Source organism: Sorangium sp. So ce887, from assembly GCF_051521455.1.
Classification (GTDB): domain Bacteria; phylum Myxococcota_A; class Polyangia; order Polyangiales; family Polyangiaceae; genus Sorangium.
In genome coordinates this window covers 10,423,106-10,447,626 of sequence record NZ_CP150354.1, presented here as the reverse complement: position 1 = coordinate 10,447,626, position 24,521 = coordinate 10,423,106, and the positions used below count along the sequence as shown (strand labels likewise).

At 73.8% G+C, this 24,521-nt stretch carries 12 protein-coding genes; 6 read left to right on the top strand and 6 right to left on the bottom strand.

Annotation, left to right across the window (positions count from 1 at the left end; all coding sequences use genetic code 11):
- Positions 1-16: 16 nt before the first annotated feature.
- The 5 genes from WMF36_RS39085 to WMF36_RS39065 are packed head-to-tail and all read right to left on the bottom strand — an operon-like array spanning position 17 to position 9,824.
- Complete coding sequence (locus WMF36_RS39085) at positions 17-2,452, bottom strand: hypothetical protein (RefSeq protein WP_437575917.1); 2,436 nt, start codon at positions 2,450-2,452, stop codon at positions 17-19.
- Entirely contained in the window at positions 2,449-4,989 is a 2,541-nt protein-coding gene (locus WMF36_RS39080) for a type VI secretion system Vgr family protein (RefSeq protein ID WP_437575916.1), read from the bottom strand. The genes WMF36_RS39085 and WMF36_RS39080 overlap by 4 nt, the downstream gene beginning before the upstream one ends.
- Complete coding sequence (locus tag WMF36_RS39075) at positions 4,986-5,480, bottom strand: hypothetical protein (RefSeq protein WP_437575915.1); 495 nt, start codon at positions 5,478-5,480, stop codon at positions 4,986-4,988. Before WMF36_RS39075 ends, WMF36_RS39080 begins: the two co-directional genes overlap by 4 nt.
- Positions 5,473-7,629 carry a type VI secretion system Vgr family protein gene (locus tag WMF36_RS39070; RefSeq protein ID WP_437575914.1) on the bottom strand — a complete coding sequence of 719 codons (2,157 nt, stop codon included), beginning with the start codon at positions 7,627-7,629 and terminating at the stop codon, positions 5,473-5,475. The genes WMF36_RS39075 and WMF36_RS39070 overlap by 8 nt, the downstream gene beginning before the upstream one ends.
- Positions 7,626-9,824, bottom strand: a complete 2,199-nt coding sequence (locus tag WMF36_RS39065) for a type VI secretion system Vgr family protein (RefSeq protein ID WP_437575913.1) — start codon at positions 9,822-9,824, stop codon at positions 7,626-7,628. Before WMF36_RS39065 ends, WMF36_RS39070 begins: the two co-directional genes overlap by 4 nt.
- A 338-nt stretch (positions 9,825-10,162) precedes the next feature.
- Here WMF36_RS39065 and WMF36_RS39060 point away from each other — a divergent pair, with 338 nt between their 5' ends.
- The 3 genes from WMF36_RS39060 to WMF36_RS39050 all read left to right on the top strand — a co-directional run bounded on the left by WMF36_RS39060 (position 10,163) and on the right by WMF36_RS39050 (position 16,718).
- A complete protein-coding gene (locus WMF36_RS39060; protein ID WP_437575912.1) occupies positions 10,163-14,077 on the top strand; it encodes an nSTAND1 domain-containing NTPase in 3,915 nt (1,304 codons plus the stop codon).
- A 135-nt stretch (positions 14,078-14,212) separates the two neighbouring features.
- A complete protein-coding gene (locus WMF36_RS39055; protein WP_437575911.1) occupies positions 14,213-15,226 on the top strand; it encodes an ADYC domain-containing protein in 1,014 nt (337 codons plus the stop codon).
- 277 nt (positions 15,227-15,503) lie between these two features.
- On the top strand, positions 15,504-16,718 hold the full coding sequence (locus WMF36_RS39050) for a ferritin-like domain-containing protein (protein ID WP_437575910.1): 1,215 nt from the start codon (positions 15,504-15,506) through the stop codon (positions 16,716-16,718).
- A 185-nt stretch (positions 16,719-16,903) separates the two neighbouring features.
- On the opposite strand, the gene WMF36_RS39045 is transcribed toward WMF36_RS39050, so the two are convergent.
- The gene (locus tag WMF36_RS39045; RefSeq protein WP_437575909.1) at positions 16,904-17,485 is read right to left on the bottom strand and encodes a peroxiredoxin; all 582 of its coding nucleotides are present in this window, start codon (positions 17,483-17,485) and stop codon (positions 16,904-16,906) included.
- A gap of 424 nt (positions 17,486-17,909) precedes the next feature.
- Between WMF36_RS39045 and ypfJ the strand changes: the two genes are divergently transcribed.
- From ypfJ to WMF36_RS39030, 3 genes are all read left to right on the top strand, one after another.
- Positions 17,910-18,746, top strand: a complete 837-nt coding sequence (gene ypfJ / locus WMF36_RS39040) for a KPN_02809 family neutral zinc metallopeptidase (RefSeq protein WP_437575908.1) — start codon at positions 17,910-17,912, stop codon at positions 18,744-18,746.
- A gap of 336 nt (positions 18,747-19,082) precedes the next feature.
- Positions 19,083-23,708: a capsule biosynthesis protein CapB gene (locus WMF36_RS39035; protein WP_437575907.1), complete on the top strand. Its 4,626-nt coding sequence runs from the start codon at positions 19,083-19,085 to the stop codon at positions 23,706-23,708.
- A 211-nt stretch (positions 23,709-23,919) separates the two neighbouring features.
- Entirely contained in the window at positions 23,920-24,507 is a 588-nt protein-coding gene (locus tag WMF36_RS39030) for a Uma2 family endonuclease (protein WP_437575906.1), read from the top strand.
- Positions 24,508-24,521: the final 14 nt, after the last annotated feature.

Here is a 24,521-nt window from a genome sequence, read left to right as displayed (position 1 = left end):
GGGGCGGCCCCGGTGCTCAGCTTCGACTCCGCGCCAGGTTCAGGAAGGCCACGAGGTTCGCCTCGGCGCGCGCCGAGAAGCCGCTCAGGTCGACCGGCTCCGGCAGGCGCAGGCGTGCGCGCAGCTCGTCGAGGCGCGCCTCGACGGCGAGGCGCGAGAGCTCGCCCGAGGCGCACTCCTCCACCACCACCGCGGTCGAGAACGCACGTCCCCGGCGATAGCGCGCCTTCGGATCGAGGCGTTGCGCCGCGATCGCATCCCGCCAGGCGCCAGCCTCCAGCTCCTGCGCCTCCGGAACGAGCGACCCGAAGAGGGTGCGCAGCGCCTCCGCGGCGTCGTCGGCGAGCGCCTCGTCGTCGAGGCGCTGGAGGATCCAGGCGGCGCTCGCAGCGCAGCCGAAGCGCGCCACCGCGGCGAGCGCCGCGCGCGTCGGGCGATGGCGGCCGAGCAGCGCCTCGAGCCGGGCCCAGTCGGCCGGCTCTCCGGCGAGCGCGAAGAGCTCCGCGACGAGCGGACCGAGGCGCGCGCACAGGGCCTCGTCGCGGAGAAGATCCGTCTCGCCGCCGATCACGAGCACCCGCGCCGCCGAGCACGCCACCGCCGGGGAGGCCGCGCGAGAGAGCTCCCGGAGGCGCTCCGAAAAACGGGCGCGCTGCGCTCCGGGTAGGCGCTCGCAGGCCCAGATCCCGGCGCGCACCACCGCGTCGTGATCCTCGGCGAGCACGGCGGGGAGCGCGTCGACGGGCAGCTCGCCGCGCAGCGAGCGCAGGGTCACGCCGATGGCGCGGGCGATCGGGTGCGCCGACGCGGAGAGCGCGCGCGCGAGGCCGGCAAGGCCGGGGCGATCGACGAGCGCGAGGGCCTCGGCGACGGCGAACACGTGGTCCCCGGCGTCGGGCGGGAGGAGGTGCGCCGCGCGGTGGAGCGCCGCGAGGGCGTCGTCGCCCGCGAAGGCGGCCAGCGCGAGCGCGCTCGCGAAGGACTTCCACGGATCGTCGATCCAGCGCTCCCAGAAGGCGGCCACCTCGATCAGCGCGCGGGGGCCCGCGGCGACGATCGCGTCGATCCGGCGCAGCAACCGCGCCTCCGTCTCCGGGAGCCAGGCGCGCCGGCCTTCGAGGCGATCGCGGGCGAGCGCGGCGGCGAGCTCCGCGCAGTGGTCCACGACCGAGGCGTAGAATCCGGGCAGCGTGAGCTCGATCACCCGCTCCGCATCGAGCCGCACCGGCGGCGCGAGGACGCCCTCGCGCGGCAGCGCCGGGAGCGCCGGCGCAATGTCATTCGCCGCGCCCGCTCCTTCGAGGTCGTCATCGATCCACGCCTCGTCCTCCGTCGCTTCCGTCTCGACCGGCGGAGGCACGAAGGGCTCTCGGTCCACACGCCGCGCGATCACCGCGCCCGACAGCGGCGTGAGCACCGGAAGGGACGCCGCTGATCCGGCCGCGACCTGGCTCGCTCCCGCGCGAGGCGCGGCGCCGAGGGCGATCCCGCGGGTGCCGTCGCGGGAGATGGCCCAGGCCACGAAGGACCTGCCCGCATCGGGCGGCGTCGTGCCGTGGCGGAACGCCGCGAAGGCGCAGGCGAGGCTCATCACGCCGGCGGCGGCGCCGAGCTCGCCGACCTCCACCTCGAGGCAGCGATCGAAGTAGCTGGCCGAGAACCGCTCGGAGCACCGCGCCGTGGTGAACTGCCACTCGCGGCACCGGAGCGCGTCGACGCGACCCTGCCCGAAGACAGCCTGGATCGGCCCCGCGGCCGGCAAGCTCCGGAGCAGCGCGGTCATCGCCGCCGCGTCGACAGGATCGTCGTCCTCGTCGGTCGCGCGTCCCGGCGCGTGCCGGCTAGCGACGATCTCGCCGAGGCGCGCGGCACCCCAGCGCGAGGCCTGCTCGGCGGACGCCACGAGGAGCGCGCCCGCGCCCTCGGAGGGCGGCGGGGGCGTGAGCAGCCACGGGCTCGGGGGCCGCCGCTGCCGCTCGGCGAGCGCGCCGAGGCCGGCGAAGGCGTCGACGCCGACGAGGAGCGCGGCGTCGATCGCGCGGCTCGCGAGGAGCTCCGCGACCTGCGCGAGCGCGGCGAAGGCGCCGGCCGCACCGGTGAAGCGCCGCGCCGACGGCGAGAAGGCACGGGCCATCTCGGAGAGCGCCTCCTCGGGCAGGCCCGGGCGGGGCGCCGGGGTCACGAGGAAGCGCGGGACCGCCGCCGCGGCGTCCTCGGGAAGCGCGGCGAGGGCCTCCGCAGCGGCGCCCCGGGCGAGCGCGAGGAGGCGGCCCGCGTCGGCCTGGGAGGGTCTCATCCACGGGCAGTAGCGCGCGGCGATCCGGCGCCCGTCGGGGCCGATGAAGGGCGATGGCGGGGGCGGCGGCGCCCCGGCGCGCGGGAAGAAGACGTGATCTCGCGCCGAGGCGCCGGCGGGCGAGATCAGGCCGAGGCCGAGGACGGAGAGGCTCATCGGTGCGTGAGGGAGCCCGACTGCTTCGAGCTCCCGGTGATGGTGATGGAGGGGGACTTGATCGTGACGCCCGCCGGCGTCGCCGAGATCTCGGAGGCGCCGCACGTGAAGGTGATGGGGCTGCCGCCGAGCCGCAGGCTCCCGTTCACCTCGAGCGTGAGCGCGCTCTTCGCGGTGAGCGTGAAGGAACCGCCGGCGCCGATGCGCAGCGCGCCCTTCACGTCCGAGGTCATGACCCCCGCGACGCTCCGAGCGATGGCCGCCCGGCTGCTGATGTTCAGCGAGCCGAGCCACTCGCCGAGGCCGCCGCCCACCTGCACGCCAGCGCTCGCGGCGCTGCTCGTGTGGCTCCCGTTGATGAGGGTCGTCGCCGGGCCGGCGGTGACCCACGAGACGGGGCCCGGCGTGGTCACCGCATAGAGGGCGCTGACCGCCTCGGTGTACGACGTGCCCGCGACGACGCTGCGGTGCCCGGGGCCGGGGCCCGCGGGGCCGCCGCCTGCGCCGCCCGCGCCCGCGGCCCCTCCGCCCGGCGCCGCCTCGCCCTGCGCGGGGCGGCCGTGATCCCAGGGCATCGGCCTGGACGAGCCCTGCACCGCCGCCAGGATCGACTCGCCCCCGGGCAGGAGCGACATCGCGCTGCCCAGCGCGCTGTCCTTGACCGCGGCGAGCGCGCCCTCCGCGCCCTTCGCCTTGTAGGCCTCGTGGGCCGCGCGGGACGCGCCGATCGTGGACGCCGCGATCTGCCCGGCGACCCCCCGCGCGCTCACCTTCGAGAGCAGGGCGGATGCCGCGAGGCTCGCGGCGCCCTTCACGGGGTCGCCGACCTGCTCCACAAGCATCCCGGCCACCAGGTCCGTCTCGGTGCCGACCTCGCTCACGAAGTTGCCGCCCGAGCTCTGGTGCTGCGCCGCGCCCACCTTGACGCTGCGGGCGCCGTAGCCGCCGATGTACCCGAGGCGCACCGAGATCGACTCGTCGCCGCCGACCTCGGCCTTCAGCGCGGCGCCGACCTGGAGGTCCTCGTTCTTCAGCGCCTGCGCCTTGTGGTCACCCTGGACCCTCGTCTCCATGGCGAAGGGCGCGTTGACGAGGACGTGCTCGCGGCCGGCGGCGTCGTCCATCTGGATCGCCGTCCGCGCCCCCGCGCCGGGCGAGCTGTCGGTCGCGATCGACGTCACCGTCCTGTTCGCGGGCAGCGAAAGCGGCGGCCGCTGCTCCTCGTTGTACGAGCGGCCGAGCACGACGGGGCGATCGGGATCGCCGTCCTCGAACATCACGAAGACCTCCCAGCCCACGCGCGGCACGAGCATCGGACCCGGGAGATGCGGCTGGATCACCCGCACCGGGAGGCTGCTCCGCTGATCGGCCTCGCCGTGCAGATCCCAGTGGAAGCGGAGGTGGACGCGGCCGAGCGCGTCGGGGTGGATCTCCTGTCCGCGCTCCCCGGTGACCCAGGCCGACTGCACCCCGGCGATGCGCGGCCTCGGCGTGATCTTCGGCAGGCGGAACGGCACGCGCGCAGGGATCGCCCCGACCCCGGCGCGGAAGACCGCCTCGACGGCGTCCCAGCGGAGCTCGACGCGGGTCACCACGTGCTCGCCCGCGGCCTGGACGAGGCCGTGGTGGTCCGGCGCCTCGACAAGGCGGCAGCGAGCGCCGGGCGAGAGCGCAAGCGCGTTGGTGTCGAACGAGAGACGTGCGGCCTCGGCGCGCAGCGACTCGAGCCGGATCTTCGCCCGCGCCTCGCCCTCGGCCGGAGAAGCGAAGCCGCCGGGCGCCTCGTAGACCTCGACGTCCTGCTCCGCATCGAGCCCGCCGGAGGCCTTGCCCTCGAGCGAGAGCCGCGGCTGATCGGGGCCATGGTCGCGGAGGATGACCTTGCCGGCCGCGCGCCGGAGGCGCCGCGCCGTGTCCACCGCGACGGGCCGCGGCTCGTCCAGGGGGCTGCGGGCGACGAGCGAGATGCCGTCCGGGTAGGGGGCCTCGGCGCCGGCGGAGTCGTCCTCGAGGACGAAGACCTCGTCGTCGCCGTCCGCCTCGAAGCGGAAGTACAGCCCGTGCTCCTCGCAGACGCGCCGGATGAAGGCCGCGTCGCTCTCCTGGTACTGCACCACGTAGCGGCGCTTCGCGTACGACGCGCGGAGGTCCTTGCGCACGGCCTTGTAGCCGCCCTCGCGCACGATCTGCTCGACGATCTCGGGCGCCGTGAGCTCCTGGAACGTGCGCGCCCTCCGGGTGAGCGCGAGCAGGGCGAAGCGTGATGCGAGCGTCAGCCGGTAGGCCCGGAGGTGCTCGTGGTCGCTCGCCACCACGACGAAGTGGGTGACGACGCCGAGGACGGTCCGGCTCCCCGCCGGAGCGTCGAGGACGAGGCGCCCCGCCTTGCGGAGCACGGTTCCGGGAGAGACGAGCGCGTCCCTCGGGCCCTGGAGGTCGATCTCGAAGGTCGAGGCCTCACCGAGCCGCTCCACCCCGCGGAGGCGGGTGGGCAGGAGACCCGGCGCGCCCTCGATCGTCAGCGCGACGCCGCTCACGGCAGCTCCACCCGCGCCGAGAAGATCCGCACGAGCGCCGCCATGTCGAGCACGAGCCGGTCGCCCTCGATCCGCACCGCGCCGCCGGGCTCGATCCGGAGGCTGGATCCGGGCACCTCGAGCTCCAGCGTCTCCCTGGCGCGGAGCCGGATGTGGCGGGCATCGAGCGCGAGCGTCCCGTGCGCGTCCGGCGCCGGCGCCGAGGCGGTCTGGAGCGCGCCCAGGATGGCGACGCCGCCGTGCGCGTCCGCGAGCACCACGGTGCGGCCCTCGCGCGTGCACTCCTCGATGAACGCGGGCGAGACGCCGGCGGCGAGCGTCGCGAGGAGCCGGCGGCCGTCGCTCGTCCGCACCTGGAACGCGGGGCGCGCGTCGCCTTCGCGCGCCGTGGCCATCTCCACGACGCCCGGGTGGAGCCCAGGGCCGAGGGGCTCCGCCTTGCCCCGCGCGGGGCGAGCGACCGACTGCTGGACCGTGCGCGACCTAGCCATAATGATGAACCCCTTCCTCCACGCTCGACGTCGGGCCCTCGAGCTTGCCCGAGATGGTGATGGATCCGGGGGTCATGGTGATCGTCACCCCCTGCGCCTTGATCGTGAGCTTCGTGGCCGCCTCGATCGCGACCTCGGAGCCGGTGATGTCGGCGGCGCCCCGCGACGTGTACGTGACCTTGCCGAAGCTCTCCGCCACGTTGCCCCCCGCGGTGACGCTGCGCGAGCCGAAGCTCTCGGCGTAGAGCCCGCGCACGGTGAGGCTGTAGGACCCGGTGTCGAGGGTCTGCGCCCCGGAGACCTTGATGATCGCGGCGCCGGCCACGCCCACCGACTCCGACGGGCCGGCGGTGGTGCTCATCGAGCCGCCGACGAGCAGCGTCGAAGCGCCTTTGGCGAAGACGCTCTGGTGCTCGATGCCGACCTCCTGCTTGGCGCCGCCCACCATCCGGACGAAGCTCGGCGTCGCGGTGATGTAGTCGCCGCCGGCGCGGATGACGCGGGCGGCGCCCACGGTGATCGTCTCGGAGGCCGCCTTCAGCCCGTAGTTCGCGTCGACGGTCACCCTGCGGACGCCGCCCACCTCGATCGACTGCTCGCCGGCGACCTTCTCGACCCTCCGCTCCTTGACGTCGACCACGCGGGCGCCGCCGACCGCGCGCGCGGCTTGCCCGACGATCTCGGTCCGCTTGTCGTTCCCTGTCCGCTCCTCGTAGTCGCCCGACGTGTCGAGCCCGAGCCGCTCGTCCCCGGCCGCGTCGCTGATCTGGACACCGCTGCCGCCCGAACCCCCGGGCGTGGCCAGCGTGCCGAAGCGGGTCTCCACCTTCTTCGCGGGCAGCGCGGCGGGCGGCGCCTGGACGGCGTTGTACAGCCGGCCGAGGATCACCGGGACCTCCCCGCCCCGATCGCCGAAGCCGACGAGCTCCTCCCAGCCGACCCGCGGGTTGAGCATCGCGCCCGAGAGCTGGGGCTGGGTCACGCGGGCGAAGCCGGAGCTCCGGTCCTCGGGGCTGTGGCGACGATCCCAGCGGAGGAGGACGCGGCTGCGACCGTGCTCGTCGAGGGCGATCTCCTTGCCCGGCGGGCCGGTGACCACCGCGGTGCCGGCGCCGCCGCGAGGACCGGGAGACAGGCGCGCCGGGCGGAAGCCCTGGCGCGCCGGGACCGCCTCGAAGGTGGCGCGGTAGGTGAGCTCCTCCGGACCGCCCGTCGCTCTCGCTTCGTGCACGATGGCGAGCACGAGCCAGCGCGCGTCGCCGAGCTCCTCCGGCGGGGTCTCCACCTCGAACATCGCGCCGGCGCGGAGCTCCGGCTCGGTGGCCTCCCCCTCGAGCACGGTCGCCCCGGCCTGACGCTCCGCGAGGCGAATCGCGGCGAGATCGCGGCCCGCGTCCGGATCGCCGAAGCCGCCAGGGTACTCGTACCACTCGAGCGCGCCGTCGCCCGATGCGCCGCTCAGATCGAGCATCGGCCGCGCGAAATCGTACGTCTTGAGCGCGACCTTCTCGACCGTCACCCGCCTCCGGATCCGCGCCGCGTGCAGCGCTCGTCCGAGCTCGAAGCCCCCCTCGGCGCGCCACGGGATCGCCACCCCGGTGTCGAGGAAGGTCCCGGGCGCGTCGGCGACGTGGAGGAGCGCGGGATCGTCCTCGGCGGGGAACCAGCTCATCCCCTCCTCGGCGAGGAGGCGGGTGCAGAAGGCGAGATCGCTCTCGAAGACCTGCGCGCAGTGGGGCCGCTTCGCCGCCGTGCGGCGCGCGCGAAGGTCGAGGCGGACGCCGTGCTCCCCGAGGACGCTCGCCGCGATCTCGGTGGCGCTCTCGTCGACGAAGACCCGGTAGTCGCGTGTGTCGTCGAGCCGGGCCACCGGCGACGCGAGGGTCACGCGCGCGTGGGCGTCGCGCTCCTCGACGGCCTCCACCGCGAGCGCGAAGCGCCGCTCGACGCCGTGGAAGCGCAGCGCGAGCGTCGCGGCGCGGCCGATCGGATCGAGCGCGGCGAGCTCGGCGGGCTCCCCGTCGACGAAGACCGCGCAACGCGCGTGGGCCACCGTCGGGGCGCCGACGCGCTCTTCCACCTCGCACGAGTGGACGCGGAGCTCGGCGTTCACGCCGGGGATCTCCAGGAGGATGCTTTGCTCGCTCAACTGCCCGCCTTTCCGCTGGGGCGCCGGGTCGTGCCGCCGTCCACATGGGTGATGCCGCCGGTCGTCTTGAGCTTGCCGCCGCCCAGCGTCATCGTGCCCGCCACGACGCTGCCGCTGGCCTCGATCGTCACCACCGGCGCGCAGATCGAGACCTTCCCGCCCGCGCGGATCGAGACGTTCCCGGCCGCGATCGCGCCGCTCGACGCCTTGACGCCGACGTCCCCCGCGGCCCGCTCGTTCACGGCGCCCGCCTCGCTCCGCTTGCCGCCGTGGATCGACTCGGCGTAGCCGCCGCAGGTGATCGTCCTGGAGCCGCGACAGACGTAGGTGCGCGCCGCCGCGACCGACTCCGAGACGCCGAGGCCGCTCGCGATCGACTTCGCCCCGAGCACCACCCGGGTGCAGGCGCCGCTGACGCTGACGTTGGATTGATTGCAGAGCAGCGCGTAGCCGCCGCCGACCACCTCGACGCACGACCCGCCGGCCAGCACGGCACGGTTGCCGGTGATGTTGATCAGCTCCGCGCCGCCGATGAGCTCGGAGCTCGACCCCTCGACGGAGAGGAGCATCTCCTGCCCCACGTCGATGCGCTGCGTCGCCCCGATGCGCGCGGTGTGGCTGCCGAGCACGTTGCTCGTGAGCGAGAGGCCGACGAGGTGCTCCTCGTCGCCGTCGATCCGGGTCGTCTCCGGGCCACCGACCTTGACCGAGAGGTCCCTCGAGGCGTGGAGCGAGAGCGCCTCCGCGCCTGCGTCGTCGACCATCGTGATCCCCTGGGTCTTGCCGCTCTTCGGCGTGGTCCAGGACTGGAACGACGTCGTCGCCGACGCCGCGGGGAGCGGGAGCGGCGTGACGGCGGTCGCGTTGTAGACGCGACCGAGGACGAAGGGACGATCGGGCGAGCCGTCGAGGTAGGCGACGTGGACCTCCCAGCCGACGCGGGGAAGGGACATCGAGGCGCCGAGCGGGTACTGGAGGCAGCGGGTCCAGTGCGACGAGCGGTCGTCCCCGATCCCGGAGCGATCCCAGAGGAAGCGCAGCTTGATCCGGCCGAGATCATCGACGTGGATCTCCTCGCCGGCTGGGCCGGTGACCACCGCGCTCTCGATGTGCTCCACCGCGGGCCCTGGGCGGAACGCGGGCCGGAAGGGCGGGTGATCGGCGCCGTCAGCGGCCTTCGTGGGCCGGAGCGCGACCCGGTTGCCGTAGGGCACGGCCCGGCCACCATCCCGGCTCGGCCGCGCATAGCGGTGGGAGAGCTCGGTGACGAGCATCCGTTGCTCGAAGAAGTCCGCGCCCGCGATCTCCACGAGGCGCCCCGGCTTGAGGCGCGCGCAGTCGCTCTCCCCGGTGACGATGACCTTGTCCCGCTGGAGCTGCTCCAGCCGCCGCTCGGCCCGCGCCCTCGCGGCCTCGGACGTGGGGACGCCGGCCGGGTACTCGAGCCACGCGAGCTCGCCCTCGCCGGCGTGACCGTCGATGTAGACGTCCGGGTGCCGCAGGTCGAAGTCCCGCACGGTCACCCGATCGGTCACGGCTCGCTCTTCCCACTCGAGCGACGAGAGGGCGCGCGCCCCGAGCTTCACCCCCGGGGTCCCTGCGCAGGGGAGCGCCGCCCCGCCTTCGAGCCCGTCGTGCGAGCCCGTGCCGTCGCCGAAGACGATGCGGTGCTCGCCCTCGGGCGTGGTCTCGAACCAGTACGAGATCCCCTCGTCGGCGAGCAATCGCTCGATGAACGCCCACTCCGCCTCGGCGTACTGGACGCACTGGAGCCGCGCCGGATACGCGTCCGCGAGCCGGGGCTCGATCGCCGTCGCGGGGATGCCCGCGCCCGTCAGCACCTCGGTCACGATCTGCTCGGTGGTCTTCTCGAGGAAGACCCGGTAGCCGCCGCGCAGCGTGAGGAGCCAGGGGGGATCCGAGAGGCGGAGCGAGCAGACCCGCTCGCGTCCGCGACGGAGATCGTAGCCCGCCTCGATGACGAGGAGGCGGACGAGCCGCTCCGAGCCTTCGGCCGGATCGACGATCGCGAGCGTGGCCGGGGCGCGGAGCAGCGCGGCGAGATCCACCTCGTCGGCGACGGCGACGCGCGCTTCCCAGGACGAGAGGGTTGCCATCGCCTCCCGTCCACTCAACTCCAGCACAACGCACTCTCCGAGCGGCTCGCAGACGAGCCGGACGTCGATGTCGTTCATGGTCTCCTGGTCCGGAGCGACCGGCCTTCGCGAGGGATCCCGCCGTCATCTCCCCGAGATCTACGTGAATTCGCCGCCATCTCCAGAACGCTCCTGGGCATCCGACACCGCCGGGGGCGGTGTGTGCAACAGAGCAGATGTGCACAGCCGCTGGCTAGCTATCGAGGGAGAGAGCACGGACACGGCGATCTTGCAGCCTGACTCGAGCGGGCAGCGAAGCCGTGACGCGCGCGGCCGGCAAGCACGGCCACCTCGCGCGTCGGACACAGGCCGTGAGCTCCTTCGGGAGCGCACGGCCGGGGTATATTCCTCCGGCACCTGGGGCGAGGCGTGTCACCGTGAAAGAGAAGACAGCTGAAACCCCCTCGCAGGCCGTTCGGCGCCCCGTCGGAGCGGAGACGCTGCCGCGGGCGGCCGACGCGCCGCCGCCGTCGAGCTTGAGCCCGTCGAGCTTGAGCCCGTCCAGCTTCAGCCCGCCGAGCCGCTTCGAGGAGTACCGGCTCGTCCAGAAGCTCGGCAGCGGCGGCATGGGCGACGTCTACCTCGCGCACGACACGCTGCTCGACCGGATGGTCGCGGTGAAGCTCATCCGCGCCGAGACGGCGGACGCCGAGGTGCGCGCGCGGCTGCTCGCCGAGGCGCGCGCAGCCGCGCGCATCCAGCACCCGAACGTCGTCGCCGTCTACCGCGTGGGCGAGCTCCGGGGACAGCTGTTCATCGTCTCGGAGTTCGTCCGCGGCCAGAGCCTCGACCGCGTCGCCGTGCCGATGCCCTGGCCGCGCGTGCTCGATCTCGGGGCGGGGCTCGCGCGGGGCCTCGCGGCCGCCCACCGCCGGGGGGTGCTGCACCTCGACATCAAGCCGGCCAACGCGGTGCTCACCCAGGACGGCGAGGCGAAGCTCCTCGACTTCGGCCTCGCCAAGCTCCTCGAGCCGGCGGCGCAGGGGCCCGCGCTCCGCGGCGGCGGCGATCCGGCGCTCGCGCACGGCGACGAGCCGCTCGACAGCGAGATTCGCGAGGCGGCCGAGATGGCGTCGCGGTTCCTCGATGCGACGAGGAGCGTCGACGGCGGCACGCCGCACTACCTGCCGCCCGAGCTGTGGCGCGGCGAGCTGGCGACGCGCCGCTCCGACGTGTACTCGCTCGGCGCGCTGCTCTTCGAGCTCTGCGCCGGTGTCCCGCCGCACGACGACGTGCCGATGAGCGAGCTCTCGTACGTCGTCCATAGCGAGCGGCCCCGGCCCCTCGCCGCCCTCGCGCCGGGCGCCGACGCGCGGCTCGCGGCGGTCATCGAGCGGTGCCTCGAGATCGACCCCGCCGCCCGCTTCGCCTCGGGGGACGAGCTGCGCGACGCGCTGGAGCAGCTGCTCGCGCGGAGCCGGCACGCCTCGATCGCGCCGGAGGGCAACCCCTACCGCGGGCTGCTCGTCTTCGACCTCGAGCACCGCGCGGTGTTCTACGGGCGCAGCTCCGAGACGGGGACGATCCTCGACCGGCTGCGCTCCGAGCCCATGATCGTCGTGGCCGGCGACTCGGGCTCGGGCAAGTCCTCGCTCTGCCGGGCCGGCGTGCTCTCGCTCGTGCTCGAGGGCGCCCTCGGCGGCGGGCGCGCCTTCCAGGCGGCCATGATGGTCCCCGGCCGCCACCCGCTCGCCGCGCTGACCGCCGCGCTCGAGCCCGTCCTCGGCGCGCCCGCCGAGCGCATCGCCGAGGCCGTGCGCGCGGCGCCGGGCTCGCTCGCCCGCGATCTCCGCGCGCGGCTCGGCGAGCGCGGCGGGCTCGTGCTGTTCATCGACCAGCTGGAGGAGCTCGCGACGCTCAGCAGCCCCGGCGAGGCGGCGCTCGTCGGCGAGGTCCTCAGCGCCTTCGCGGCGCGCTCGCCCTCCCTGCGCCTGCTCGCCACGGTGCGCGGCGACTTCCTCGCGCGCGTCGCCGGCATCTCCGGCCTGGGCGACGAGATCGAGCGCGCGCTCTACCTGCTCCGCCCGATGTCGGCGGACAAGCTGCGCGAGGCCATCACCGGGCCGGCGCGGGCCAAGGGCGTCGCGTTCGAGTCCGACGCGGTGGTCGACGCGCTCGTCGAGTCGACCGCGCGCGCCGAGGGCGGGCTTCCGCTCCTCCAGTTCGCGCTCGCCGAGCTGTGGGACGCCCGCGCCGCGCCCGACGCGCCGCTCAGCAGCGCGGATCTCGCGCAGATCGGCGGCGTCGAGGGCGCGCTCGCCCGCCACGCCGATCGGGTGCTCGGCCGCATGCCGCCCGCGGTCCACGCGGCCGCGCGGCGGCTGCTCGGCGAGCTCATCACGCCGCAGGGCACGCGGGCGCGGCGCGCCGAGGCCGAGCTCGCGGAGCGGAGCGGCGACGAGGCCGCGCGCGCCGCGCTCGACGCGCTCGTGCAGGGGCGCCTCCTGTTCGCCCGCGAGGGCGAGCAGGGGACGGTCTACGAGATCGCCCACGAGGCGCTGATCCACGGCTGGGGGACGCTGCGCCACTGGCTCGAGGAGCAGCGCGAGCAGCGCGCCACGCGCCAGCGCCTCCACGCCTCCGCCGCCGAGTGGGAGCGGCTCGGCCGGCGTCGCGACGCGCTGTTCAGCGCGCGCCAGCTGAAGGAGGCGAAGGGCCTCGACCCGGGCGATCTGCCGCCGCGCGAGGCGGCGTTCCTGCGGGCGTCGCGGGGCGCCGTCCTGACGCAGCGCGCGGCCCGGTGGGCCCTCGCCGTGGGCGTCCCGCTCGTCGCCGCGCTGCTCTACGGCGCGCTGGAGCTCAGGGCGGCGCGCCACCTCGCCGCGCGGGCGGACAGGAAGATCGACGAGGCCGCGACCACCTCGGCCGCCGCGGCGCTCGAGGGCGCCGCGGCCGAGGCGCTCCGCGCCGAGGCGCTCGCGGCGTTCGACGGCCGGCGCCGCGACGAGGGGGAGGCGCTCTGGGAGCGCGCGCGCCGGCGCGCCGCCGAGTCCGAGCGGCTCCACCTGCAGGCGAGCCAGAAGCTGGAGGCGGTGCTCACGCTCGACGGCGCCCGCCGCGACGCGCGCGACCTGCTCGGCGACGTGCTCTACGATCGCGCGCTCGCCGCGGACAGCAGGGGCCACCCCTCGCTGCGCGAGGAGCTGCTCCAGCGCATGATTACGTACGATCCTGACGGCGAGCGCCGAGAGCGATGGAACGCGCCCGCCGAGGTCGCCATCGAGACCGATCCCCCCGGCGCGGATATCACGCTGGAGCGGTACGAGAGCGACGCGGAGGGTCGCCGGCAGCTGGTCGGCCAGCGGATCGTCGGGACGGCGCCGCTTTCGGGCATCGCGCTCGCGCAGGGCTCTTACCTGCTCACCTGCGAGGCGCGGAACCGCACCATCGTGCGCTATCCGTTCCAGGTCCGCCGCGGAGAGTCCCTGCGCCTCTCCATCCCGCTGCCGCCCGCCGGGGACGTCCCTCCCGGCTTCATCTACATCCCGCCCGGACGGTTCCTCTTCGGCGCCGCCCTGGACGACATGTACCGGTGGGCGTTCCTCTCCACTGTTCCCCTTCACGAGATCAGCACGGGCGCGTACCTCATCGCGCGGCACGAGACGACCTTTCAGGAGTGGCTCGACTACATCCAGGCGCTCCCGAGGGAGTCCCGCGGGCCGTCTTCCATCCAGGCGGGCAACGGCGCCATGACAGGCGCCCTCGGGCTGCGCCGTTTGCCCAGCGGCGTATGGCAGCTCACGATTCAGCCCACGGTGCAGGCGTACACGGCGCACGCCGGCGAGCCGCTCGTCTACCCCTCGCGGTCGGTCCGGGCGCAGCAGGACTGGCTTCGTTTCCCGGTCACGGGCATCTCCTTCGCGCAGGCCACCGAGTATGCCGCATGGCTCCATACGACAGCCCGCGTCCGCGGAGCCCGGCTGTGCACCGACCACGAGTGGGAGCGCGCGGCGCGTGGCGCCGACAGCCGCATCTTCCCGCACGGCGACACGCTCTCTCCCGGCGACGCCAACTTCGATGAGACCTATGGCAAGGAGAGCTCCACGATGGGTCCAGATGAGGTGGGCTCGCACCCCGCCTCACGTAGTCCCTTCGGGGTCGACGACATGGCGGGGAATGTCCTCGAGTGGGCCATTTCGTCGATAGAGGCCGACAAAGTTCTTTTGCGCGGCGGGGCTTACCTCTACGATCAAACATCGGTCCGCAGTGACAATCGGACCGTCGTTGACGGCACCTTCCTCGATCCGGTGATCGGGCTCCGCATCTGTGCCTCCTTTCCTCCACCACCGTAAAGGGTGACGAGGATCTGCGGCGCCCGGGCAGCGCCGCCTCAGGCCGCGTATCTCGCGCGACCGGAGCCCGACAGCCGGGAGGGAGATCGTCGATGCGCGGGCGTCATGGCTTCAGCGTCAGCCTTGGAGGCGATCATGTTTCAGCGAGGGTTCCTGGCAGGGGCGATGGTCGGGCTCATCTCCGTGGGCGTCGGGTGCGTCGCGGAGGTCGACGGCGGCGGTGACGAGGAGGAGCCAGCGGAGAGCGCGCTCGCCCTGCGGGCGCTCAACGATCTCACCTTCAACGGCACGTACCTGAACGGCACCCAGCTCAACGGGGTCCGCTTCAACGGGGTTCGCTTCAACGGGGTCCGCTTCAACGGCGTCTCGCTGAACGCGACGACGCTGATCGGGACGCGCGAGAGCGACGGCGCGCCCGTCGACGGGATCGATTTCCTCGGCGCGGAGGCCGAGGCGATCCTGGACGATGGGTCGACGCTGGCTGTCCGCATCACGGGCATCGTCGAGCGCAACGGGGTCACGTACTACACGGTGAAGTACCTCGCCGCCCCCGGGATCTGGGCGAACATCTGCGGCGAGGGCCTCGGGGCGATCCCGGTGAACGGGACCTGGGATCCGGTGACCGGCGCCTTCTCGGATGACGGGAGCTCGTTCACGTTCGCCTGCCAGGGCGCGGCGATCGCGAAGTGCGCCGAGTGGGGCTACAGGGACTGGGCAACCAAGGCGGAGTGCGACGGGAAGACCTGCGCGAGCAGGGATCTCTCCTACTTCCACCAGGCGTGCATCCGCATGGTGCGCGCGGACTACTGCGGCGACGGCGCGCCGCACACGCAGCCCGGGACGGCGATCGACGTCTGGGATGCGCTCGGCATCCAGACCGAGACCGCGGGCTCTGGCATGAGCCTCGAGGCCGAGTGGACGGTGGACGGCGCCGCCTGCATCCGGCACACGCGGTGGCGGGGCCTCGGCGGCAGCAACCCGGACCTCGACTACGTCATGGCGCATTGCCCGGAGCGATGGGCTGGGAGCGACCCGAGCTGCGGCGGGAGCTCCTCGACGTTCCACACGGCGAGCGGCTTCACGACGCCGCTCGCCGCGCGGCGCATCCTGCGGAACGCGTCGTTCACGATGAACGTGAGTCCGCTGTAGGGTGCGCCGCTGCGCGGCTCGGAGCGCGCGTCGACGGGCCGCGGCCGGCCGGGGAGTGCCGGAGTGTGTCATGGCTGCGGCGCCGGGATCGAGGGAGCGCGCCGCCCTCCCCGCTGACGGAGCGCACCGCTCCCCGCGCCGCGTTCGCAGATCTCGGCGCGCCGGAGCCTCGGCCGGAGTGGCACATGAGTTGCGACGGCAGAGGGCACGACGCGCCATGTTCCGCGCTTGCCGCTGTGCTCACGAGGCAGCGGGGCATGGGCTGGAGGTGCATCTCATGCTGCTCGACGGATCTTTTCGACGAACACTCCTCGCCCGTCTCTTGCTGAGCGTCGGCCCCTCGACGGCGGCTGCGCTTCTGGTCGCAGCCCCGGGCTGCGGCGGCGAGCCGGAGGCCGCAGCCGACATCCGCTGCTTCGAATGGTTCGAGGAGCTCGGGGCGTGCCTCGACCGCGATCAGGCGCTGGATGAGCTCAGGACCATCTACCCGAAATGCGAGGACTACATCGAGTCGGTGGAGAGCGACGCGACCCAGCGAGAGGGCGTGTGCTGCTACGAGGTGACCTCCAGGCGCAACTCGGATTACTGCGGTGTGCCGGGCCGGCCGTTCATGCTGGAGGGGCACCGGCACACGGCGGCCCCGCGGGCGGCCGAGGCCGGGTGGCTCGCGCGCGGGACGGCGAGCGGCTCCGGCGGGCGACAGCCTTCGCTCGCGGATCTGACCGACGAGGAGCGGGAGACGCTCGCGGACGGCTGGCTCCGGAGCGCGCTCGAGGAGCACGCGTCGGTGGCGTCGTTCGCGCGCTTCTCGCTGGATCTCATGGCGCACGGCGCGCCGTCGTCGCTCGTCGAGGCCGCGCACATCGCCGCGCTCGACGAGGTCGGCCATGCCCGCCTCGGCTTCTCGCTCGCGTCCGCTTACCGGGGCGCGCCGCTCGGTCCAGCCGCCTTCCCCATGCCGCCCGGGCTCCCGGTGGCCGCGGACCTCGTGGCGCTGGCGCGCGCCGTCGCGGAGGAAGGCTGCGTCGGCGAGACCGTGGCCGCGCTCGTCGCGGCGGAGCAGCGCGCCCGCGCCGAGGACCCGGCCGTCCGCGCGGCGCTCGAGGTCATCGCGGAGGACGAGGCCCGGCACGCCGAGCTCGCGTGGCTCACGGTGGCGTGGGCGATCGGGGCCGGCGGCGAGCCGGTCCGCCGCGCTGTCGCGGAGGTGTTCGAGGCTGCCGCGCAGTCGCTCCGGCGGCCGCCTCTGGCCGAGGCCGAGGCGCCGCGCGGTCGCCCCGCCGCGCTCGCGGCGCACGGCCACCTCACCGGTGCCGACCTGCACGCGCTGTCGAGCGCCGCGGTCGCTCAGGTGGTGCTGCCGTGCGCGCACTCTCTCGCCCTCTGGAAGCCCGTCGTCGCGGCGGTCACCCGCTTCGGATACGGGCCTACCTCGACGTCTTCGGTGCTCAGCGCACTGGAGTGCGCTTCCGCGCCGAAAACGCCGATCTAGGCCCGTCTCCTGTGCGGGTGACCGCCGCTCTGCGCGGCATGTACCCGATGCGGGTGACCGCCGCTCTGCGCGGCATGTACCCGATGCGGGTGACCGCCGCTCTGCGCGGCATGTACCCGATGCGGGTGACCGTCGCTCCTTAGCGACAAACGGGTTGGGACCGCCAGCGGAGAGCAGAAGTTCGATCAGCTCTTCGCTGCAGAGAGGATCGCCGCGGCGTGCTCCTTGGGATCCACCTCGAGCCAGACCTGCTTGATCTTGCCGTCCTTGTCGATGAGGAAGGACTGGCGCGAGGCGAACTCGTTGCGCAGCGGCACGCGGAATGCGCTGGAGACCGCGCCACCTTCGTCGACGACGAGCGGGAACGGGAGCTCGTATTTCTGGATGAAGGCCTGGTGGCTCTGCGCGTCCTGGGTCGAGACGCCATAGACCTCCAGCCCGGCGGCCTGGAGATCGGCCCAGCCGTCGCGCAGGCCCTGGGCCTGGACGGTGCAGCCCGGCGTGTCGTCCTTGGGATAGAAGTAGACGAGCACCTGCTTGCCCTGCAGGCTCGAGAGCTTCACCGCTCTGCCGTCGTGCAGCGTGAAGGTCACGTCGGGCGCGGCGTCGCCCGGCTTGAGCGCGGCGGGCTGGGCGGAGGCGCCCGCCTGCGAGGGCTTCTCGGCGGCCCCGCCGGGCGCGCTGGAAGGCTCGTCGCAGCCGGCGGCGAGGGCCAGCGCCGCGAGCGCGACGCCGAGGAGGGAGGCGAGGTGCGTTCTGCTCGTCATGATGAGGCGCATGGTCCCACCGGCCTCCACGGACGGCAAGCGAGCATCGGACGACGGCGCGCGCTGCGGCTGAGGCGGACAGAGCCATGCTGACGTTTGCGGGCGGTCCAGGGACGCTGGCGAGAGCGCGCGACTCGAGGAGACTCGCCGTCAGGATGCCTGAAGACACCGTGAGTCAATCTCCCTTTCGGGCGTCCGGCGGGTCGATTCGAACATCACGCCAGAGCGGTGCTCGGACGAGAAGACTACGAGCCGCGCAACGTACACCAAGGCGCCAGGGCGCCAGGGCGCCAGGGCGCCAGGCGCCAAGGCGCAAAGGACGCCGGACACGCCGGCCCCACGTCCGAGCGAGCAATGCAAAAACGTCCTGACCGAAAGCTAAGGTGGCGCCCGATGCGCAGTCCACGCTATATCTGCGGCTGCCATGCGCTGGACACCCGGGAAACGCAGTGCGAACCTACGAGATCTCCGCGGCGTCTCCGGCGGAGCGAAGCTCGGCGTCGGCGGGACGGTGATCCTGCTCGTGCTCTCGCTCGTCTTCGGGAAAGACCTCCTCTCCTCGGGGCTCGGCCAGGGCGTCTCGCTCCCCGGCGCGGGGAACGAGCGCGCGAGCTCGCCCGAGGAGGAGCGGCTCGTCGACTTCGTCTCGTTCGTCCTCGATGACACCGAGGCCGTGTGGAAGCAGGTGTTCAGCCGGACGGGGCAGACCTATCCGGCGCCGCAGCTGACGGTGTTCACCGACTCCGTGAGGTCGGGCTGCGGCGTCGGCGAGTCGGCCATGGGGCCGTTCTACTGCCCGGCCGACCGGACGGCGTACATCGATCTCGGCTTCTACCGCGAGCTCAAGGCGCGGTTCGGCGCGCCCGGCGACTTCGCCCAGGCCTACGTGCTCGCCCACGAGATCGGCCATCACGTGCAGAACGTGCTCGGGATCGAGCGCCGCATGCGCCAGCAGCAAGCCGCGCGTCCCGGCGAGCGGAACGCGCTCTCCGTGCGCATGGAGCTTCAGGCGGACTGCTTCGCCGGCATGTGGGCCAACTCCACGGCGAAGCGCGACCTGCTCGAGTCGGGCGACGTCGAGGAGGCCCTCCAGGCCGCGTCCGCGATCGGCGACGACCGGCTGCAGAAGAGCGCGACCGGCAGGGTCAACCCGGAGACGTGGACGCACGGCTCGTCGGCGCAGCGGGTCGCCTGGTTCAAGCGCGGCATGCAGGGCGGCCGCGTCGAGGACTGCGATACGTTCGCAGAAGGCTCGCCCTGAGAGCGCGGCGCGCGCCCGAGACGGCCCGAGCCCCCGCGTCCGCCGGCGCTGAACGGCGCTGCACGACAGACGACAGCCGCTGAGCCAGCCCAGGGCGCCGCGTGCGTCGGACGGCCTCCGTCCTGTCGCGGTGTGTTCGAGACGACCGCGAAGTCGGCCTGCTGAGCTCGCGCTTCCTCGTCCGGACTGGGAGAGCCCGGACCGCATGAAGAGCGGCTCGCGACAGCTCCGCGCGACGGTGTACCCTGCTCGCCCGCCGATGGTCTCGCCGCACGGTGTCCCGCGCTTCCCGCCGCAAGGCCGCCCCCTCCGCGATCGTGCTCGCGAGGGGACGCCGTGAGCCTGCGCGAGGCGACCGACTCCTGGACCGCCGCGCCGCGCTCGATCGCGGAGGTCATCGAGGACAGCCTCCCGCAGATCGAGGTCCGCCTGCGCCCGCGCGCCATCGCTGCGGTCGTCGCGCGCGTCACGGCCGACCTGGGCGACGAGGAGCACCCGCGGCCCGCGCTGCTCGCCGCGCTCGCCCGGTGCGCCGACGGCGCGGCCGCCGAGGTCGACCGGCTGCGCAGCGCCGAGTCCGCGCTCGTGCTCGCCTACCAGTCGGCCGCCACCCCGGCCGAGCGGCGCGAGCTCCTCGCCCGGCAGCTCCGCGTCTGGGCGCGCGAGCGCAAGAGGGGCGGCGCCGCCTCCCTGCTCGGCTGGGCCGCCGCGCGCCTCGAGCAGACCGGCGACCTCTCGGCGCTCGCCCGCAACCTCGACCTCGAGGCGGCCCAGGAGCGCTTCGCCACGGCCATCGCCGACCGCCTCGACGAGATCGAGGTCGCCTACCACGCGCTCACCCACCTCGCGCAGCACCTCGACCCCCCCGACGCGCTGCACGTCGTGCGCGACGGCGGCGTCCTCCGGCTCGCCGTCGCGCACGCCGAGCCGAGCCGCCCCGCGCCCGTCCGCCGGTCCGCCCTGCTCGCGGCCGTCGCCCTCCTGCACCGCATCCCGGCGCGCGAGCGGCTCGGTCACCTCGGGCTCGACGCGGCCCGCTCGGTGCTGGCGTGGGCGCGCGGCGTGGGCGCGTCCCGCTGGGTGCAGATCGCCGCCCTCGAGATCGGCGTCCTCCTCTTCCCCGACGAGGCGTTCTCGCTGCTCGCCGATCGCATCCGCACCCGCGACCCGGCGGACAAGGACGGCCCCATCCTCCGCCGCAACGCCCTGCGCCTCCTCGGCGCGGCCGCGCGCCCGTCCGCCCCGGTGATCCCGCTCGGCGACGCGCGCGCGGCGAGCCCGGCGCGCCGCGCCGGCGCAGCCGAGGACCCGCGCCGCTGGAACGGCGCTCAGGCCGGCCGCGGCAGCAGGCCGAGCGTCGCGCCGGAGGCCGCCGCCCTCGACGCCCCCGACAGCGCCGAGCCCCCCGATGCGCCCGCGCCCGACTCGGCGCCCCGGCTCAGCGCCGAGCCCGCCGTGAGCGCGCCGCCCGCCCGCGCGGCGCACGCGATTGCGGACCCGCTCGCGATCGCGCTCCTCGCCCGCGACGACCCGAGCGAGCACGTCCGCCAGGAGCTCGTGCGCCAGCTCCTCGCGCTCGGCGGCCCCGAGGCCCTCACGGCGCTCGCCGAGGTCGCCGAGGGCGACGGGTCGCCTCGCGTCCGCGGCTACGCCATGCGGGAGCTCTCGCGCTTCGCGACCGACCACGCGGACGCCGCCCCGTACGCCGAGCGCACCGTCCGCTTCGCCCTCGCGAAGCCCGGCCCGCCGCTCGTGTCCCGCGCGGCCCTCGAGGCGGTCCGCACGCTCTGCGCCGGGCCCTACGCCTCGCTGCCGCCGCCGACGTTCGTCGACCTGCTCGCCGAGTTCGCGAGCCGCCCGGCGATCTCGCCGGACCTCTCCGACGAGGCGGCCGCGGCGCTGCGGCTGCTCGAGGTCGAGAGCCGTCCGGTGACCGAGAGCATCCGGCAGGCGCTCGTCGCCGTCGCCTCGGAGCTCCTGGAGGGCGAGAGCGCGCCGGTCGAGATCCCGGCCGACGCCGAGCCCCGGGACATCGAGCGCGCGCTCGTGGTCGCGTCGCGCGGCGACATGACCTACACGCTCCGGCGCAGGGGCCGGGGCCGGTACGTGCTCACGCGCGGTGAGCCGCGCGGCTTCCGCCTCTGGCGGCTCCTCCACGAGATGCGCACCCCGATGCCGGACAAGCGCAAGGGGTGGATCCACTCGAGCGGCCGCCTGTTCGCGGGCGAGCTCGTCGCGCCGCCGGTCGGCATGTCGGAGGTCACGCCCACGCGCGTGCCGGGCGAGCGCCACGTCTACCCGCCCGTCGGCGGCTGGGGGCCGTTCGTCCCCCGCATCGACGATCTGCTCGCCGCCGCCAGCCTGACCCAGCGCGAGATCCGCCTCATCACGGCGCGCGGGACGGTCACGGTGCGCGCGCCGGCCAAGCTCGCGCACCGGCTGCGCGCCCGCGCGCTGCTCACGCTGCGCTACGACCGCTACGCGCAGGCCCGCATGCGCGCGCTCGTGGCGCAGGAGCCGGCCGAGCAGAAGAAGTTCACGCTGATGACGGGCGAGCTCGGCTTCACGGTCGCGCTCGGCGACACCGGCGGCGAGGTCGACGGCCGCCCGTACGCCATCGAGCCGCACCTGCCGGGCAAGTACCTCTCCGTCGCGCTGCCCTCGGCGTTCCAGATCGGACGCGACTGGCTCGTCGGCCCGTCGGTGCCCGTCTGGATCGACAGCTTCTTCTCGTACCTCGTCTCGCCCGCGGGCAACGTCCCCACGCAGCTCGCGTGGGTCGTGTTCCTCGTCCTCGCGTACATGGTGCTGCGGGCTGCGTGGATCATGACGCAGATCGAGCGCGCGCGCCGGGGCATCCCGCTCTCGATCGGCGGCTGGGGCACGCGCGGCAAGAGCGGCTCGGAGCGGCTCAAGGCCGCGCTGTTCCACGCGCTCCGGTACGACGTCGTCGTGAAGACGACCGGCTGCGAGGCGATGTTCATCCACGCCATGCGCGACCTGCCGGCGCAGGAGATCTTCATCTACCGCCCCTACGACAAGGCGACGATCTGGGAGCAGCGGAACATCCTCACCGCCGGGAGGAACCTCCGCGCGCAGGTGTTCCTGTGGGAGTGCATGGCGCTCCAGCCGCTCTTCGTGGACACGCTCTGCTCCGAGTGGATGCGCGACGAGATCACGACGCTGACGAACGCCTACCCGGATCACGAGGACATCCAGGGCCCCGGGGGCGAGGACGTCGCCCGGGTGATCGCGCGCTTCATGCCGACGGACGGGCTGTCGTTCACGACGGAGGAGCAGATGCTCCCGCTGCTCAAGGACCAGGCGCAGCGCAAGGGGACGAACCTCGTCGCGATCCCGCCGATCGACGCGGATCTCTTGCCTGTCGACCTCCTCGACCGGCTCCCGTACCAGGAGCACCCGCGCAACGTGGCGCTGGTGCTGGCGCTGGCGGATCACTTCGGGGTCGATCGCGAGTTTGCGCTGGTCGAGATCGCGGATCACGTGATCCTCGATCTCGGCGTCCTGAAGACGTACCCGACGGTGCAGTACCGGGGGCGGAAGCTGACGTTCTCGAACGGGATGAGCGCGAACGAGCGCGCCGGGTTCATGTCGAACTGGACTCGGCTCGCGTTCGACAAGCACGACATGGACGCGACGCCGGGCAAGGCGACGGTGATGGTGGTGAACAACCGCGCGGACCGGGTCGCGCGGTCGCGCGTGTTCGCGCAGATCGTCGTGGAGGACATCGGGGTCGATCACGTGGTGCTGATCAACTCGAACCTCGGCGGGATGATGCAGTTCATCACGGAGGGGCTCGACGCGCGGCTGCGCGAGATGGTGATCACGGGCGACGGGGGCAAGGAGCGCGCGCTCGAGCGCTTCGACGAGCAGATGAAGAAGGTGGGCATCCCGGCGCGCGCGGGCGCGTTCGAGGACGATCTCACCCGGATGCTGCGCGCGCTGCCGACGCTCGACGAGGCGGCGGCGGCGGCGATCGTGGGCGGCCCCGAGGTGGCGGGGAAGAAGGGGGAGCCCGAGGCGATCGAGGCGGCGGTGAAGAGGGCCCTGGAGGCGCACGCGCCGCCTGCGGGCGAGGACGACATCCGCCCGGACATCGTCCACCACGCCGCGCGGCTGTCGCGGCGGCTGGCCCGGCGCGACAAGGCGCGCGCGGAGGTGGAGGCGGCGCTGTCGCGGGGCGCGGACGCCGAGGCCAACCAGGCGTTCCGGGCGGCGCTTCGCGAGCTGTCCCTCGACCGCATCGCGGTCCTGTGGAACGCGGACGCGAAGGGGGACAAGGTGATCGACTTCATCACGCGCGAGATCCCGCCGGGGTTCGACGCGCGGCTGATGGGATCGCAGAACATCAAGGGGACCGGGCTCGACTTCGTTTACCGGTGGCTCTCGATGGACCGGGTGCGGACCGCGATCGAGCGGCTGCAGAGCAACGCGTCGGCGCGGCGCGAGGTGCTGACGTTCTTCCTGTCGTACTCGGATTTCGGCCTGATCGATCTCCGCGAGGCGCTCGCGGCGGTGCGCGCGGCCAAGGAGCAGGGCGGCGCCGGGTGGGCGGAGCACGCGAACCTGATCGACGGGGCGATCCGCAGGCTCGAGGCGCTCGACAAGGAGAAGACGGCGGCGCTCGTGGTGACGGGCAAGACGGGGGTCGGGACGAAGGTGCTGCTCCGGATAGAGCAGTTCGTCGATCACATGGACTCGGTGCGCCGCACGCGGTGGGCGAAGATCGTGATGGATGACCTGTTCGCGATGCGCATCGGCCACGGCCAGGCCGCGCTGCTGCTGCGGGAGATCGTGGGGCGGCAGAAGGGCGGCTGGCTGGCGAAGGACCTCGCCAAGTGGGTCGAGAAGCGCCGGGCGTGGCTGGAGAGCCGGCGGAAGAAGCCGAAGCAGGCCGAGACCGCCGCGCCGCCGGGGGCGCCGGCGACGGAGCAGGGGTGACGCGGGCGCAGGCGGGCGGGGACGGGCGGGGAGGAGAGCGCTGCTGCCGCTGGAGGGGCGGCTGGGCGGAAGAGGAGCCGGCAGGGCAGGCGGCGCCGGCGCGGGCAGGGGCCGGCGCCGGGAGGAGGTCGGCGGCGTGCCGCGTCGGACCTCCCGGGGGGTAGGGGCGGGCGCCTCGCCTCCAGCGGGCGGATGCCGTACGCTGTCCGCCATGGGACAGGCTGCCAGGCGCACCGGGCTCTCGCCCGCGGAGTACCTCGCGTTCGAGCGGGCCTCCGAGCAGAAGCACGAGTACGCGAACGGCGAGATCTTCGCCATGGCGGGCTGCACCCGGGCGCACAGCCTGCTCGCCGGGAACATCCAGCGCGAGCTCGGCAATGCGCTGCTCGATCGCGCCTGCGAGGTCCACACCTCCGACCTGCGCGTCAAGATCACGTCCACGGGGCGTTACGTGTACCCCGACGCCTCCGTCGTCTGCGGCGATCCCGTGTTCGAGGATGCGGAGCTCGACACGCTCATCAATCCGAGCGTGATCGTCGAGGTGCTCTCCGATTCGTCGGAGGCCTACGATCGTGGGGACAAGTTCGCGCAGTACCGGAGCGTCCCCTCGATCATGGAGTATGTGCTCGTCTCCCAGAAGGAGGTGCGCGTCGAGCACTTCCAGCGGCAGCCGGACGGCCGGTGGCTGCTCGCGATCCTGGGCCCCGGGCTGCACCTCGAGCTCGAGTCGGTCGGCGTCGTCATCGACGTGGATCGCCTCTACCGCAAGGTGCCGCTCGCGCCCTCCGCGGTCGACTGAGCGGCTCTCCTCGG

Excerpts from the sequence above, each read along its gene's own strand:
- WMF36_RS39075 (WP_437575915.1), bottom strand. The coding sequence starts at position 5,480 with ATGGCTAGGTCGCGCACGGTCCAGCAGTCGGTCGCTCGCCCCGCGCGG.
- WMF36_RS39085 (WP_437575917.1), bottom strand. The coding sequence starts at position 2,452 with ATGAGCCTCTCCGTCCTCGGCCTCGGCCTGATCTCGCCCGCCGGCGCC.
- WMF36_RS39030 (WP_437575906.1), top strand. The coding sequence starts at position 23,920 with ATGGGACAGGCTGCCAGGCGCACCGGGCTCTCGCCCGCGGAGTACCTC.
- WMF36_RS39055 (WP_437575911.1), top strand. The coding sequence starts at position 14,213 with ATGTTTCAGCGAGGGTTCCTGGCAGGGGCGATGGTCGGGCTCATCTCC.
- WMF36_RS39045 (WP_437575909.1), bottom strand. The coding sequence starts at position 17,485 with ATGACGAGCAGAACGCACCTCGCCTCCCTCCTCGGCGTCGCGCTCGCG.
- WMF36_RS39050 (WP_437575910.1), top strand. The coding sequence starts at position 15,504 with ATGCTGCTCGACGGATCTTTTCGACGAACACTCCTCGCCCGTCTCTTG.
- ypfJ (WP_437575908.1), top strand. The coding sequence starts at position 17,910 with ATGCGCTGGACACCCGGGAAACGCAGTGCGAACCTACGAGATCTCCGC.
- WMF36_RS39065 (WP_437575913.1), bottom strand. The coding sequence starts at position 9,824 with ATGAACGACATCGACGTCCGGCTCGTCTGCGAGCCGCTCGGAGAGTGC.